The 15,006-nt window shown below is 39.0% G+C and carries 12 protein-coding genes, 1 tRNA gene, 1 pseudogene and 1 other annotated feature; of the genes and pseudogenes, 5 read left to right on the top strand and 9 right to left on the bottom strand.

The genetic code is table 11. The annotated features are described in order from the left end of the window. Positions 1-199: 199 nt before the first annotated feature. Positions 200-526, bottom strand: a complete 327-nt coding sequence (locus EDC37_RS11855; protein ID WP_132551610.1) for a hypothetical protein — start codon at positions 524-526, stop codon at positions 200-202. Positions 527-989: 463 nt separating this feature from the next. Here EDC37_RS11855 and EDC37_RS11850 point away from each other — a divergent pair. Further along, positions 990-2,103: pseudogene (locus EDC37_RS11850) on the top strand (IS3 family transposase). Here EDC37_RS11850 and EDC37_RS11845 read toward each other — a convergent pair. Both EDC37_RS11845 and EDC37_RS11840 read right to left on the bottom strand, forming a co-directional pair. Continuing rightward, entirely contained in the window at positions 2,084-3,205 is a 1,122-nt protein-coding gene (locus tag EDC37_RS11845) for an ISL3 family transposase (RefSeq protein ID WP_132551608.1), read from the bottom strand. The pseudogene EDC37_RS11850 and the gene EDC37_RS11845 sit on opposite strands and share 20 nt — an antisense overlap. Before the next feature lie 182 nt (positions 3,206-3,387). After that, positions 3,388-3,464 (bottom strand) — tRNA-Val (locus tag EDC37_RS11840). A 157-nt stretch (positions 3,465-3,621) separates the two neighbouring features. Between EDC37_RS11840 and alr the strand changes: the two genes are divergently transcribed. The 4 genes from alr to EDC37_RS11820 all read left to right on the top strand — a co-directional run bounded on the left by alr (position 3,622) and on the right by EDC37_RS11820 (position 7,015). Further along, positions 3,622-4,791 (top strand): alanine racemase, encoded by a 1,170-nt coding sequence (gene alr / locus EDC37_RS11835; RefSeq protein WP_243642192.1) that lies wholly within the window; start codon positions 3,622-3,624, stop codon positions 4,789-4,791. A gap of 304 nt (positions 4,792-5,095) precedes the next feature. Next, on the top strand, positions 5,096-5,950 hold the full coding sequence (locus EDC37_RS11830) for an energy transducer TonB (RefSeq protein WP_132551606.1): 855 nt from the start codon (positions 5,096-5,098) through the stop codon (positions 5,948-5,950). A 44-nt stretch (positions 5,951-5,994) separates the two neighbouring features. After that, on the top strand, positions 5,995-6,624 hold the full coding sequence (locus EDC37_RS11825; RefSeq protein WP_132551604.1) for a MotA/TolQ/ExbB proton channel family protein: 630 nt from the start codon (positions 5,995-5,997) through the stop codon (positions 6,622-6,624). Continuing rightward, entirely contained in the window at positions 6,611-7,015 is a 405-nt protein-coding gene (locus EDC37_RS11820; protein ID WP_132551602.1) for an ExbD/TolR family protein, read from the top strand. The genes EDC37_RS11825 and EDC37_RS11820 overlap by 14 nt, the downstream gene beginning before the upstream one ends. A 205-nt stretch (positions 7,016-7,220) precedes the next feature. Here EDC37_RS11820 and EDC37_RS11815 read toward each other — a convergent pair whose 3' ends face one another. From EDC37_RS11815 to EDC37_RS11790, 6 genes are all read right to left on the bottom strand, one after another. Further along, positions 7,221-7,949 carry a phosphatase gene (locus EDC37_RS11815; RefSeq protein WP_132551600.1) on the bottom strand — a complete coding sequence of 243 codons (729 nt, stop codon included), beginning with the start codon at positions 7,947-7,949 and terminating at the stop codon, positions 7,221-7,223. Between the two features lie 18 nt (positions 7,950-7,967). After that, a complete protein-coding gene (locus EDC37_RS11810) occupies positions 7,968-8,636 on the bottom strand; it encodes a 4'-phosphopantetheinyl transferase family protein (RefSeq protein ID WP_132551598.1) in 669 nt (222 codons plus the stop codon). Further along, entirely contained in the window at positions 8,629-9,462 is an 834-nt protein-coding gene (locus EDC37_RS11805; RefSeq protein WP_132551596.1) for an Mrp/NBP35 family ATP-binding protein, read from the bottom strand. Before EDC37_RS11805 ends, EDC37_RS11810 begins: the two co-directional genes overlap by 8 nt. A 286-nt stretch (positions 9,463-9,748) precedes the next feature. Next, positions 9,749-11,401 (bottom strand): dihydroxy-acid dehydratase, encoded by a 1,653-nt coding sequence (gene ilvD / locus EDC37_RS11800; protein WP_132551594.1) that lies wholly within the window; start codon positions 11,399-11,401, stop codon positions 9,749-9,751. Positions 11,402-11,464: 63 nt separating this feature from the next. Further along, positions 11,465-12,442, bottom strand: a complete 978-nt coding sequence (locus EDC37_RS11795; protein WP_165874519.1) for a bile acid:sodium symporter family protein — start codon at positions 12,440-12,442, stop codon at positions 11,465-11,467. Positions 12,443-12,548: 106 nt separating this feature from the next. After that, positions 12,549-12,786, bottom strand: a binding site (T-box leader). Between the two features lie 238 nt (positions 12,787-13,024). Then, positions 13,025-14,686 carry a 2-isopropylmalate synthase gene (locus tag EDC37_RS11790; RefSeq protein WP_132551612.1) on the bottom strand — a complete coding sequence of 554 codons (1,662 nt, stop codon included), beginning with the start codon at positions 14,684-14,686 and terminating at the stop codon, positions 13,025-13,027. Positions 14,687-15,006 lie beyond the last annotated feature (320 nt).

Below are 15,006 nucleotides of genomic sequence, written 5' to 3'. Positions count from 1 at the left end.
TTTTCGAGTTTTTCGACCTGCTCTGAAAACTCTAAAGGAATTATCTCATGTTTAGGGTATATTTTACAGCCACTGTTTTATTTTGCGCTTACCTTATAGTGCACAGAAAGGTTATATGCCCACCCAAAGGAAAAATGTCTTTGATTGGAAACTTATTAACAAATAAAAAAGACGGATTGCTCCGCCTCTTCTTCAAAAGCTATTCTTCATCGTCATTATTAGAATAGCCGGCATATTCGTCTAATATTTCCTCAACATCTTTATCTACTTCATGCATTAGGTCGTATAAATTATCTATGGATATAAAAGATTTTTCCCCAAAGGTTTTCTGAATGACTTCTTTGAGAAAGTCAATTTTGTATGGCCATAAGTCGGATTCCTTTGGGTCATGCATTAACTCCTCGTTATAGGACTCTACATAATCCTTGAGCACAATAGTAATCTTTTCAGTTTCACATTCTTGAGATGATTTGTATTTTTTGTAAGTGACCTCATATTCTCTTTCTTCTGTTTCTGCAATGCACATAAAATTCGACCCCTTTGTACTAAAATTGTAAATCAAGTTGAAAATTAATTATACTCCTATGAAGCTTGAATGTCACTAATAAAAGTTATTTATTATGATCATAAGTTAAAACTGTTGACACCGATTCATCAGCACCGTATCATCAAGACATCAAGCAGTGTCATAAGTAATAGTCATATCAATGGCACTAGTGGGAGGATGATTGACTATGATTTATAGATGCGCACGAGTAAGTACAGTGGAACAAATATCTGGTAATAGCTTAGAGGAGCAGAAACTAATTTTAAAGGTTGTCAACGAATCGTCATAGAACAATATACTGGTAAAACAACAGAGCGACCAAAACTAACTGAATTGAGTTCTATACTGACTGAAGGTGACACTTTAGTGGATAGGCTACAATAAACTGGACAAACTTTATAAGGTCATGTAAAAATAGAATAAAAGTAATAGGAAGGTTTACATGACAAATAGACGAGAAAAAAGAGAATTTACAACTGATTTTAAGGAACAGATGGTAAAATTATTTAATAGCGGGAAACCTCGCGCAGAAATTGCTAGAGAATATGATTTAACACCATCAGCCCTTAATAATTGGATTCGTAGAATTAATGCTACAGGTTCAGCAAAAGAATGTGATAATCGTACTCCGGAAGCGACAGAATTATTACATCTTCGGAAAGAAACTCAAAAATTGAGGATGGAAAATGATATTTTAACGCAAGCCGCGCTGATACTCGGACAAAAGTAATTGTTATCCGGCAGAATGCTCACAAATACTCAGTATCAGCGATGTGTAAATGCTTAAATATAGCCAGAAGTACATACTATTATGAATCTACTGCGAAAAATGACGAGTCTGAGATAGAACATGAAATCAAAAAAATCTTTCAAGAAATTACAATGTATATGGAACCAGAAAGATAAAAAAAGAATTACAAAAGTTAAATTTCCAGATGTCGCGACGTCGTATTGGACGTATCATGAGAAAATTGGGACTTATTTCAAAATATACAGCTGCACAATTTAAAGTACATACATAAACAAAAATGCAACGAAGATCCCGTAAAAAATGAATTAAACCGCGAATTTAACGACCAGAAACCTTATGCTGTAGTTGTAAGTGATCTAACATATGTTAGGGTAAACTACAAATGGAATTATGTATGTGTGCTGGTAGATTTATTTAATCGTGAAATTATTGGTTATAGTGCTGGCGTGCATAAAGATGCCCAATTGGTATATGATGCCTTTGAAACAGTAAAAACAGATTTGCGTAAAATCCAAATGTTTCACACGGACAGAGGCAGTGAGTTTAAAAATAAATTGCTTGAAAAAGTAATCCTACATTTGAGATTAAACGGTCTTTGAGCATGAAAGTCTGTCCTTATGATAATACTGTTGCGGAGGCGACGTTCAAAATATTTAAAACGGAATTTGCTTACGGGCGCAACTTTGACAGTTTAACTCAATTGCAATACGAATTAACGAGTTATGTGAATTGGTTTAATCATAATAGAATTCATGGGACATTAAATTATATGACTCCATTGGAATTTAGAAAATTGACCTTATGAAAAGTGTCCGACTAAGTGTTGACAATCCAATATAGCCATTTGTATAATCTGTTAAAATGGTTTTTCTTATTGGATGGAGCCACTGCCTGACAGTTTTTGCCATGGTAAGGAATCTATCTATACCATATATTTCTACTAAAAAAAGCCATTTATATATTCTCTTATAAAACTGTTTTTCATTTTTACTGTCCATAACCATATAAAACAATTCTTTTAATATATAGGCTTTTTTTAGTAAAGCAGATACGCTGAGCATATGGGATAATTGTATCTTCTCATTTCTCTTAAGATGATGCCTCCTTTTCAGCAAAATAAACCTGCTCTTTTTGAAGTATCGACGCCTTGTATCTGTAAAACGTTTTTGCTCTTGTTTTCGGATATGTTCCATTGCCCAGTTTGCCAGTCTCAGCACATGAAACTTATCTGCTATTACCTTAGCATTAGGGAAACAATTAGTCATTATACTACGGAATTGGTTGCTCATATCCATTATTACGTATTTTACCTTAAGTCTATTTTTTATGTCGTTATTAGTTAAATGTCCGTATATATCTTCACTATTTTTATTAGGCAGCACTTCAATAATTTTTTTCTTTATGGGATCAGTAAGCACACATTGAAATTTATAACCACCCGTATTTCCCTTAAATTCATCTATGGAAATAACATCCGGAAAAACAATTGGTTTGGGAATAATTATGGAATCAATTATTCTCACCACGGTAGAATATGAGAGATTACAAATGTCTGCAATTTGCTTTGTATTAAATAATTTACTGGCATAATACAAAACACTTTTTCTCAAATCTGTGGATATAGACTTATATTTAGACAATAAGCTATTTTTCTCATAAAACCGCTTATTACAGTAAGGACACTTATAACGGCGTTTTTTTATTAAAATAGTGTAACTTGTATGTGCTACGGGCAAATGTTTAACTTTTTGTAACCTATAATCATGTATCTTTTTTGTTTCATTCTTACACTGTGGGCATATATGCGGTTTCACTGGTAGACAAATAGTAATCACTTTACCAGCTGTCCTTATTACGTTGAATCCTTTTAAATTTAATAATTCTATAGTATAATTTTCTTTGAGCATAAAACATCAATCCTTTCTTTTAAGTTGCGGAACTTTAATTGTAACGGATTTTTTTGTTTTATGCTCTTTTTTTTTGTAAAAAAATAATGTTGGAGTAAGCTTGAATTTTTGCTTACCCCAACATTTAGTATAGAACCGTCATAACCTCTAAAGTAACACTCTCACAGTATTTATTATTGAACTGGTGGGGTTAACAGAATTCGAATCTGTGACCTTTACGATGTCAACGTAACACTCTAACCAACTGAGCTATAACCCCATTAATAATTGTTATTGTAATAATATATTATAATTTTTTTATTTGTCAATCTTTTGTTTTACTGCTATATCTGTTACAATTTGAGCTGTACTGTTCAAGTTTTATCCCGTCATTGCCATATAACCTGAGCAAAATATAAGATAAAGAAGGAATCCTTGTGGATATCAAAAAAATACGTCCTGCATGGGTAGAGGTAGATCTTGACGTTCTCGCCAAAAACATGCAAGAAATCCGCCGTTTGACCAATAAAAAAGCGGAAATAACTGCTGTCATAAAGGCTAATGCTTATGGCCATGGTGCTTGTGCGATAGCAGAACTGTTGCTGCAAAATGGTGCTGATCGTTTTGCGGTAGCTGAACTTGATGAGGCGATTGAACTGCGCCGCCACAACATTACCGCCCCTATTCTTGTTTTAGGTCCCGTATTTCCCGAACAGGCGGCAGATGCCGTTCTTCATAATATAGATATTCCTGTCTTCGACTATGATACTGCCAAAGCCTTTTCTACCGAAGCGGCCAAACAACATTGCAATATTCGCCTTCATATAAAAATTGACAGTGGTATGGGCCGCATTGGTTATCAACCAAATGAAGAAAGCATCGCTGAAATAAAAAAAATCAGCACTCTTCCTAATGTTATTATGGAAGGAATTTTCACCCATTTTGCCACCGCTGACTGTCTCGATAAAAGTTTTACCCACGAACAGTATCGGCGTTTTCGTTATGTTTGTGACCGTTTAGCCGCAGAAAATGTACATATACATATACATCACTGCGCTAACAGTGCCGCTATTCTTGAACTTCCACAGTATCATTGGGACATGGTACGGGCAGGCATAATTCTCTATGGTTTAGCACCCTCCGATGAAGTTGACATTACTAAAACGGCATTAAAACCTGCAATGTCATTCAAATGCCGCATAACACATGTCAAAGAATTGCAAAAGGGCGACAGTGTAAGCTATGGACGCAAGTTTATTGCCAAAGAAAAATGCTCTATTGCCACTTTGCCAGTAGGTTATGCAGACGGTTACACCCGTATGCTCACGGGTAAAGCACAGGTCCTTATTCACGGACAACGGGCTGCTGTTGTCGGCAATATCTGCATGGACCAATGTATGGTTGATGTCAGTCATATAAAAAATGTACAAAAGGGTGATACTGCTGTTTTATTTGGCACCCAAGATACCGCTTCTATTTCAACTGATGACATAGCCAGAGAACTTGGTACTATAAATTATGAAATAACTTGTATGATGGCACGTCGCTTGCCACGTGTCTATTTAAAAAATAAAAAACCAATCTTCTATAAAAATTATCTATACTAATAAATATAATATAGCTGTTGTAATTAATTTTACTATCGGTTTAATTTAAAATATATCATGATTTGCCCATTACCCATTTCATTTGCTGCCCATTATTTTTGGAGGGTAAACATTGTTTTTTATTAAATGGTATTTATATACCATTGGTAAAACATAAATGTCATTATCTTTTATATATTATTTTTATTAATATATAAAGATTAATTATGCTCATCTTTCTTGACAAAAAAAATAAAGCTTTATATCATGTACTATAGATTTGCTTATACAAGACAATATTATCGTAACTTTTATAGGAGGAACTATGTTACTATTATCAGCCTACCGAAAAACTGGATGGGTTCTCTCCTTGCTCTTTCATCTCGTCTTATTTTTAATCTTAGCCTTGGCCGGTTTTTTCTCCCGCACTTATAATGCGCAGCAGTCCGAGCCTACTGATGTCGTTTACGTAGCGAACAGTAATGGCGGCAGCTCAGCCGCAGGCGGTAGTGATGCAGGAGGAGCACAATCAACGGCTTCTGCTGATGACATCATTCTTTCAGATAAAGCCGCAGAAGAACTTGGCCAAGAGACATCCGGCTTACAGGACACCACTAACCCCAAGCCTATCACCGACGGAACAAGTAATGCTGTTTCCCATCCGCAAGCGCAAACTGCTAGTAAACAGGCAAATAGCACCGGCACGGGTTCAGGAACCAGCACCGATACAGGAACAGGTTCTGGAACCGGCTCTTCCGGTTCAGGCTCAGGTTCAGGGATGGGTCTCGGTTCGGGTGCAGGGACGGGGACAGGCTCCGGTAGTGGAACTGGTTCAGGAACGGGTTCTGGTTCCGGGTCTGGTTCTGGAGATGGAGCCGGAGATGGTGCGGGCAGCGACTTAGTTGCCACGGTTCCTCCCTCACCTTTAAATGCCCCTTACCCTTCTTACCCTGACAGCATGAGGTCATCAGGTGATGAAGGTTTCGTCCAAGTACGCTTTACAGTCGGCGCTGGCGGCGATGTTCAAAGCGTGGCTGTCGTTTCCTCTTCCGGGCAACAGGCCTTTGAAGATGCAGCTCTTTCTGCCGCGTCACAATGGAGTTTTTCTCCTGCCTACAATGCCCATGGACAGCCCGTTGCCTGCATGATCAGCCAGACCTTCCGCTTCAGTCTTAATTAATCAGGACTTAGAATTTACCAGATTTTAATTTAGGGGGCTTTTTTATGAACTTTATCGTACAGGGTTTAGAGTATTTTCATAAGGGCGGTTTCGTTATGTACATACTGCTTTTATGTTCTCTTTTTGTTATTTCCATTGGGATTGAACGGGCTCTTTATTTTACTAAGGCAGATTCCGGCCGTAAATTTACAGAAAAATTTTATCATCTCATGGCCAATGGAAAGCTTGATGAAGCAAAGGCACTTGCAGCTCAAACCAAGGGCGATTTAGCACTTCTTTTACAGGCTGGTATGGACAAAGTGTATAAGGGTATCAACCCGGTCAATTTTTTTGAAATACAATCCGGTATTTCTTTGGCAAAATTCCGCTCCCGTCTTTATTATCTCAGCGTTATCGTAACAATGGCTCCATTGCTTGGTCTTTTAGGTACAATCAGTGGCATGATATCTTCCTTTAGCGTATTTAATCTGCAAGAAGGTCAGGCCAGCACTATAACCGGCGGTGTCGGCGAAGCCCTTATTGCTACTGCAATGGGCTTATGTGTGGCGATTGTCTCACTTGCTATACATGCATACTTCACCCAGCGCATAGATAATATAGTAACTGATATGGAACAAACTTTTTCTTTAGTTGAATCTGTAGACAGCAGGGGTGATACAAATGCGTCTTCGTGACCGCCGCTCTTTCCAAAAACCTGAAGTAATGATCATTCCTATGATAGATATAATGTTCTTTCTACTTGTATTTTTTATGCTCAGCACTTTATACATGGTCAATATCAAAACGATTCCTGTAAATATGCTCAAAACAGAAAATGCACAAATGCAGGCACGTGTTAATTATCTTGTATCCATGCGTAAGGATGGGACGTTATATCTAGAAGATAAAGCTATCGACCAAGGAACTCTGCTAGCTCAAGCCCAGGCAGAAAGTAAAAAGAATCCCAATTTTGCTGTTGTTATCCGCGCTGATAAGGATATCGACTATACCCAACTGATGTCCCTTCTCGATGCCTTAAAGGGCGCCGGCATCACTCGTTTCGGGCTTGCTTCCGATGGCAAATAAACAGTATACTTATAATACTAAAAGATAATTTTGCATAAAGTCTATATTAAATGCTGGCGTAAGTGAAATACAAGCTTACTCCAGCATTATTTTTTTACAAAAAAAGAGTATAAAATACAAATTCCTTGCAATTAAAGTTTCTACACTAAAAAGAAGGGATTGATATTTTATACTCAATAAAAATCATACTAAAAGATTAGTAATCTTAAAGGGATTGTTCCCTTGACGCAGAAAATATATGTTTCAGCTTATCAACATCTGTATTCACTATCAGCTTTTCAGGAAAATCTATTTGTACCAGTAAATCATATATGTACTTATGATTGCCTACATCATCCGCTATATGGGCATCACTGTCAAGGATAACAGACGTATTATATTTTTTGCAAAAGGACAACATTAACCGTCCATTTTCCCGTGAATTGATTCGCCCGCTGCGTGGTGAATATGAACTGTTATTAAGTTCCAGTAAAACATTATTCTGGCTGGCAGTTTTTGCTATCACATCAAAATCGACAGGATAAGCTCCGTTATCAGGATGCCCAATTATTTTAATATATGGATTCTTTATTGCGTTAAGCAACGCTGCCGTATTTTCTTCTTTACTGCCAGGCTTAATACACTGTTCATGGAAACTTGCTATGCCATAATCAAGTCTTTGCAATGTATCCTCCCGCATATCAAGATTACCGTCATAGTCCATTATGTTTACTTCGGCTCCCATCATCAATTCGATGTTGCCTGGGTGACGGTTGATAACTTTAAAATTGCGAAAGTACATATCGTGGCATGTGCCGGGCAATGCCGGAGCATGTTCTGTTATGCCTATTAGTTGAAGCTTTTTATGCTTCCCTGCGGCAACCATTTCACTTAAAGTACTATAAGCATGGCCGCTCACGATTGTATGCATATGCATATCCAAAACATCATTCATTTTATTCGCCTCGCATGATTATTCGGTAAGCTCCACCCACTGAAGCGGCTCGGCCTGACCTTCCTTTTTGCTACACACAGCTGCGGAATAGCCGTCAAGATTATATTCGTTAAAGGTACACGGAAGTTTCTGTCCATTTGCATGGGCAACAATGGCTTGCGCTGTGAACTGCACTGACACAGAGGAAAGGGTCTTCGCCAAACTGGTGCCGAGCATCTTTGCACAGCTTTCTTTAAGCGTCCACAAGCGAAAAAACGTTGTCGCCCTTTTGTTTAAAGATAAAGATGAAATATAAGCCTGTTCAGCCGGATGAAAAAACCTTTTAACCACATTTTGCTTATAATTGGTATGACGCTGGATATCAGCGCCGATTTCTTCATCACTGACTGCGCAGAAAACATAATCGCCCGAATGAGAAAGGCTGAAATATATATGATAATCATGTAAAAACGGCTTACCATAAATATTATAACAAATCTTTGCCGTCTTTCCATCAATGCCATATTTTCTAAGGGCAACGTTCAACAGAACACCAGCGCCAGCAGTCAGACAGCGATTTTTTTCTGAGGCCATAGCCATTACTTTTCGTTGTCTTTCCGCTGATAAAGCAGCCAGCTGCCCAGCAAACAATTTCTTATCTTGCAAACAAGATATGTCGGCTATATAAATATCGCCTAATTTAGGCATTTTGTTCTATATAAGCAGCTAACAAATTCAAATAATCGTTGCTGAATGCTTCGATACCGTCTTTATCACATTCGGCAGCCAGTTTAGGATCAAGCGGAATTTGCGCTGTTTCATGTATATTGTAAAAACCAGCTAATGAGGTAATGTTACTTTCACCAAAGATATAATGCTTCTTTTTACAATCAGGGCATTCAAAATAAGCCATGTTTTCGACTATACCGAGTACGGGTTTGTTCATCATTGCAGCCATCTTTACAGCCTTTTCCACAATCATGGAAACGAGATCTTGTGGTGAAGTAACAACGACAATACCATTTACCGGCAATGACTGGAAAACTGTAAGGGGAATATCCCCAGTTCCCGGTGGCATATCAACGAACATATAATCAATGTCGCCCCATTCGACTTCATTCCAAAACTGTTTTACAACACCGCTTATGACCGGCCCACGCCATACGACAGGATCGGTATCATTTTCGAGTAAAAGATTAACTGACATTAATTTTATACCAGTCTTAGTAGTTACTGGCAGAATAGTCCCTTTATCATTGCAGTCAGCTTTACCGGTAATGCCAAACGCTTTAGGAATAGAAGGCCCTGTTATATCGGCGTCCAATACGCCTACGTTAAAGCCGCGTCTTTTCATTATGACTGCCAGCATTGATGTAACTAGGGTTTTCCCTACACCGCCTTTACCACTGACTACGGCAATTACTTTTTTTATATGCGAATTGGGATTGCCTTTTTCTAACGGAATTTTAGGAGCACGCTGTCCACAATCTGAACTTGAACAGCCATCGCATGCATGTGAGCATTCGTCACTCATTGTATTCATCCTTTCAAGTATGTGATTAACCAGCTATTTTATCTATGATAATGAATATGAATTATGGCAAAATTAATACAGTACAAGCGCTGTACTTCTGCCAATTTCATTATAACATAATATATTAGGAACTGCATTCAGCCGGACAAATCATTTAATTAACGGACAATAAAAATAGAGAATTTTATATATAAAAAGCGGGAAAACCACTGATACTGTTTTCCCGTTTTTTAGTAATCTCGCTTAGGTTATATATGATGATACATACTGAAGAAAATATTTTAACTTATACAAGTACAGCGCCAGTACTCGCCGACGTGGTGAGTTTTGCATAACGTGACAAATAGCCTGTTTTTATTTTTGCTTCAGGTTTAACCCAGGCTGCCTTCCGTTTTTCCATTTCGGTATCGTCAATAAGAAGTTCCAATTTGCGCCCAGGGATATCAATATTGATAATGTCACCTTCCTTAATCATGGCAATAGGGCCGCCGGCCATAGCTTCCGGTGAAACATGTCCTATGCAGGCGCCACGTGTCGCACCAGAAAATCTACCATCTGTAATTAGGGCGACTTTTAATCCCATACCGGTAATTACAGCTGTCGGATTAAGCATTTCACGCATACCTGGGCCACCCTTCGGACCTTCGTAGCGGATAACGACAACATCGCCATTTTTAATTTTCCTACTGGTTATCGCTGCAATCGCTTCTTCTTCCGAATTAAACACCCTAGCGGTTCCCTTATAATGAAGCATGTCTTCTGTTACTGCACTTTCTTTGACAACTGCATAATCAGGTGCAAGGTTTCCTTTTAAAATAGCAATGCCACCTGTTTTACGATAAGGCGCATCAACTGTTTTTATGACATCCGGACGTTTTATTGAAGCATCTTTAATTCTGTCACCAAGAGTACCGTCAACGGTCAAAGCATCTAGATGAAGAAGATTTTTTCTGGATAATTCTTTCATTACGGCGCATATACCGCCAGCTTCATTGAGATCCTGCATATGATGCTTACCGCCAGGACTCAACTTTGTTATATATGGTGTGTGCGCGCTTATTTCATCAAAAAGCGGTGTAGGTAAAGTAATGCCAGCTTCATGTGCAATAGCGGTAAGATGCAGGACTGTATTAGACGAACCGCCTATTCCCATATCTACGGTTATCGCATTTTCAAATGCTTTTCTGGTCATAATATCCCGCGGTTTAATATCTCTCTTAACTAAATCTAAGATGATTTCACCAGCCCTTTTTGCTAAAAGACGACGCCGGCCAAAGTAAGCGGCAGGTACTGTGCCGTTGCCAGGTAATCCCATGCCCAGGACTTCTGTCAAACAGTTCATCGTGTTCGCTGTAAAAAGACCAGAACAAGAACCACAGCCCGGACAGGCATCTGCTTCTAATGAAGCCATTTCCGCTGCATCCATTTTTCCGGCGGCAAATTTGCCAGCAGCTTCAAAGGTAGTGCTAACACTGACATTCTCCCCATTGTGGCGGCCAGCCAGCATAGGACCGCCGCTGACTACAACACAAGGAATATTAAGCCGTGCGGCAGCCATCAGCATACCGGGGACTACTTTATCACAATTAGGGATCAAGACCAGACCATCAAAAGCATGTCCAGACGCTACAGTTTCGATAGAATCAGCAATCAATTCACGGCTGGCAAGCGAAAACTTCATGCCTTTATGCCCCATCGCTATGCCATCACAAACAGCAATAGCAGGAAACTCAACTGGCATACCACCGGCTGCGGCAACTCCCAGTTTTGCCGCTTCGGCAATGGTACGTAAATGGATATGGCCTGGTACTATTTCATTGAAAGAATTGACAATGCCGATCATTGGTTTTTTTAAATCTTCGGGGCCGTACCCCATAGCATAGAACAACGCTCTATGGGCTGCACGTTCAGGCCCTTTTTTAGCTAAATCACTTCTCATAATCTTAACTCTCCTTTTAAATCTGAAATAAATTTATCTATTTAAATAATCGTATAATCGTAATTATGCATGGATAGCTTTCTTTTTAGCATGTAGGACAGCTGCCTTGGCGTCGTTTTCAGCTTTTGCCGCAAAGCGGTTTGCCAGTAACGACCCGGAAATATTGTGCCATACACTGAAAATAGCACCAGGGATGGCGGCGGCAGGAGTAAAATGCATAAGTGCCAAAGATGTTGCTAAACCGCTATTTTGCATTCCGACTTCAAACATAACGGCTTTTTGTTTTGAAAAATTAAAACCAGCAAGCTTGGCAGCACAAAAACCAAGCGTATAACCACATATATTATGAATTATTACAATACCTATAATTAAAAGACCTGTTTGCAGTATCTTTTGTGCACTTATGCCAACAACAGCACCGACGATCAGCATAATGGCAATAACGGAAACTAATGGTAATACCTTTACTGCTCTTTTTACAAAATTACCAAAAAATCTATTGATGATGATACCAAGTGCTATAGGAACGACTACTACCTGAAAAATGGATAAGAACATTGCCCCCAAAGAAACAGAGACCCATGCACCTACAAGATACCATGTAAGCAAAGGTGTAATAAAAGGTGCAAGGACTGTTGTGGTAATACCGATGGCTACGGATAAAGCAACGTCGCCTTTAGCCAGAAAAGTCATTACATTAGAAGAAGTACCACTGGGACAGGTGCCAACAAGGATAACACCGGCGGCAAGTTCAGGTGGCAGGCCGAATGCTTTGGCAAGCCCCCAGGCAAGTGCAGGCATTATCGTAAAGTGGGCAACGGAGCCGATAAAAACATCACGTGGTCGTTTAAATACTAAAGAAAAATCCTCCCAACGCAGTGTCATACCCATACCAAACATAACAATTCCTAATAAATACGTTACATATTTTGCTGCCCATTCAAATGTCCAAGGTTGCAATAATGCTACGATAGCAATTATCAGGACAAGAGCTGACATGTACTTAGTCATAAAATTGCTGAATAAATTAAAAGCTTTCATTTGTAGTCCTCCTAAAACCATATAAAAAATATACACAATAATAAAAGTTTGGTCAGCTGTCCACTATTGCCAAATTTATAAATAAAAAATAAAATCCGCCCCTCATAAAAGGGACGGATTTTTCCGCGTTACCACCCAAATTCATTTACTGATAACAGTAAATGCTCTCACAACGTACTAACATACGTGTTTCCTATAACGTGGAAAAGACGTCTTTGCTTACTTTCTTCGGCATTGCTTTTCAGAGATGATTTTCTGCAAAAATTTGTTTATCGACTCGCATCAACCGCCGACTCTCTGCAAAAACAAAATAAATGCATACTCTTTCTCTTCATAAAATTTTTTGTGGGATATATTCATTGTTTTGTAAACACTAATGCTATGCCATTTATTCTATTATTTCTAAAATAATTTGTCAAGAGCCATTTCTAAACAATTTTGCTAACAAGTAACTGTTCAGCCGACAAATTATATGTAAAAATGTAAGGTAAAAATTATGCACAGCGGAATACAAAATACAATAAAATATCAAGAAATGGAAAGGTCCCTCTTCAATGAAAATAATTTATCTATTATTCAAACCTATTGCTGCAATCTATTTACTGCGCTTATCAAGGCCTTAACCGATGCGGTTATTATATCCGTATCCATGCCAGCACCCCAGGCAGTTTTGCCATCTTTACCGGTTATCCCTATATAAGCCATTGCCCTTGATGTCGAACCGATTTCCATGGCATGTTCACTATAAATGAGATTGCTGTAATTGATGCCAAGTTCTTTTTGCAAAGCATTGCTGACAGCATCAAGCCGCCCATTACCATGTGCAGGAAGAACCTTTTCTTTACCGCCACTGTACAGATGGACTGTCCCATTGCGCATCCCATCAGCAGTTTTGTCAAGCTTAAAATCAATAAGTGCAAGTGGTTTTTCAACATTGACATAGACATCATGGAATATCTTATATATTTCGTCAGGCAAAAGTTCTTTATGCTTATGATCCGAAACATCTTTGATGCGGTAACTGAAATCTTCACGCATTTTCTTCGGCATATCGAGCCCATATTTTTGTTCCATGATATAACCTACACCGCCTTTACCCGATTGGCTGTTAATACGAATGACATCGCCATCGTATTCCCTGCCAATGTCCTTGGGGTCTATAAGCAGGTATGGAACCGTCCAATGTGCCGGCTTTTTTTCAGCCCGCCATTTCATCCCCTTGGCAATAGCATCCTGATGCGAACCAGAAAATGCGGCAAAAACCAGACTGCCTGAATAAGGTTGGCGGTCATAGACGTGCATGCGCGTTACACTTTCATACAAGTTTATTATTTCCGGCATATTGCTGAAATCAAGCTGCGGATCTATGCCGAGTGCTGCCATATTCATCGCAATAGTGACAATATCAGCATTTCCGGTACGTTCGCCATTGCCGAATAATGTGCCTTCAATTCTGTCAGCACCAGCCAAAATTCCCATTTCCGAGTCAGCTACACCGGTACCTCTGTCATTATGTGGATGCAGTGATAAAACTACATTGTCACGGTATTTCAGATGTTGCGACACATAAGCAATTTGCGTTGCGTAAACATGTGCCATGGACATTTGGACAGTAGAAGGAAGATTTATGATCGCCTTTCTTTCGGCGGTTGGTTGCCATATATCGAGTACGTCATTGCAGACCTCACAAGCATAATCAATTTCTGTGCCGGTAAAGCTTTCAGGAGAATATTCAAAGCGGTATTTCTGTCCAGCTTTTTCAGTGAGTTCCTTGAGCATGATAGCTCCATTGACAGCTATTTTTTTTATATCGTCTTTTGATTTTTTGAAAACTTGTTCCCTTTGGGCTACAGACGTAGAATTATAAACATGGACAATAGCATTTTTCACACCATCAAGGGCTTCAAAAGTTCTCTTGATAATATGTTCGCGTGCCTGTGTCAAGACCTGTACTGTAACATCATCAGGAATGAGATCCCTTTCGACAAGTGTCCGCAAAAATTCATATTCTGTTTCTGAGGCGGCAGGAAAGCCCACTTCTATTTCCTTAAAACCGATTTTCAAAAGCATTTTATAAAATTCTATTTTTTCGTCAAGACTCATTGGGATTACAAGAGCTTGGTTACCGTCACGCAGGTCAACGCTGCACCATACAGGAGCTTTGTCCGGATATTCTTTGAAAGCCCAACTCATATCTATCTTTGGGGGCATAAAATAGTTTTTTGTATACTTTTTGATGTTCATTTTTGGCATCGTTAGAATCCTCCTAAAATTATTAAAAAAAATGCACTGTTTGAATTTAAGCAGGAGTTCATTCAAAAGTTTTGCATAACTGGTATGAACAGAAAATGTGGCAAAATGGCCAACCGCGTCTCTGGCAGGACGACAGTTGCCCATCCAGGCGAAGCTTTGCGAAACAGCAACGGTGGTGAGAGGCCGTATGCCGTTTAAAGACTGGTTTTTACAAACAAATAACTATCCACCCGCATAGCGGGTGGTTTTTCTTTTTCGGGCATAGCCCTTTTACACTGGCTGCGCATAAATGCGCTTTTTATTGGCCTGCC

It is taken from the genome of Pectinatus cerevisiiphilus, from assembly GCF_004341685.1.
In the GTDB taxonomy this organism is placed as follows: Bacteria; Bacillota; Negativicutes; order Selenomonadales; family Selenomonadaceae; genus Pectinatus; species Pectinatus cerevisiiphilus.
This window is presented reverse-complemented; position numbering and strand designations above follow the sequence as displayed.

Coding starts and splice junctions, on each gene's coding strand:
- EDC37_RS11795 (WP_165874519.1), bottom strand. CDS start 12,442: ATGAAAGCTTTTAATTTATTCAGCAATTTTATGACTAAGTACATGTCA.
- EDC37_RS11815 (WP_132551600.1), bottom strand. CDS start 7,949: ATGAATGATGTTTTGGATATGCATATGCATACAATCGTGAGCGGCCAT.
- EDC37_RS11820 (WP_132551602.1), top strand. CDS start 6,611: ATGCGTCTTCGTGACCGCCGCTCTTTCCAAAAACCTGAAGTAATGATC.
- EDC37_RS11830 (WP_132551606.1), top strand. CDS start 5,096: ATGTTACTATTATCAGCCTACCGAAAAACTGGATGGGTTCTCTCCTTG.
- EDC37_RS11855 (WP_132551610.1), bottom strand. CDS start 526: ATGTGCATTGCAGAAACAGAAGAAAGAGAATATGAGGTCACTTACAAA.
- EDC37_RS11825 (WP_132551604.1), top strand. CDS start 5,995: ATGAACTTTATCGTACAGGGTTTAGAGTATTTTCATAAGGGCGGTTTC.
- EDC37_RS11805 (WP_132551596.1), bottom strand. CDS start 9,462: ATGAGTGACGAATGCTCACATGCATGCGATGGCTGTTCAAGTTCAGAT.
- ilvD (WP_132551594.1), bottom strand. CDS start 11,401: ATGAGAAGTGATTTAGCTAAAAAAGGGCCTGAACGTGCAGCCCATAGA.
- EDC37_RS11810 (WP_132551598.1), bottom strand. CDS start 8,636: ATGCCTAAATTAGGCGATATTTATATAGCCGACATATCTTGTTTGCAA.
- EDC37_RS11845 (WP_132551608.1), bottom strand. CDS start 3,205: ATGCTCAAAGAAAATTATACTATAGAATTATTAAATTTAAAAGGATTC.
- EDC37_RS11790 (WP_132551612.1), bottom strand. CDS start 14,686: ATGAACATCAAAAAGTATACAAAAAACTATTTTATGCCCCCAAAGATA.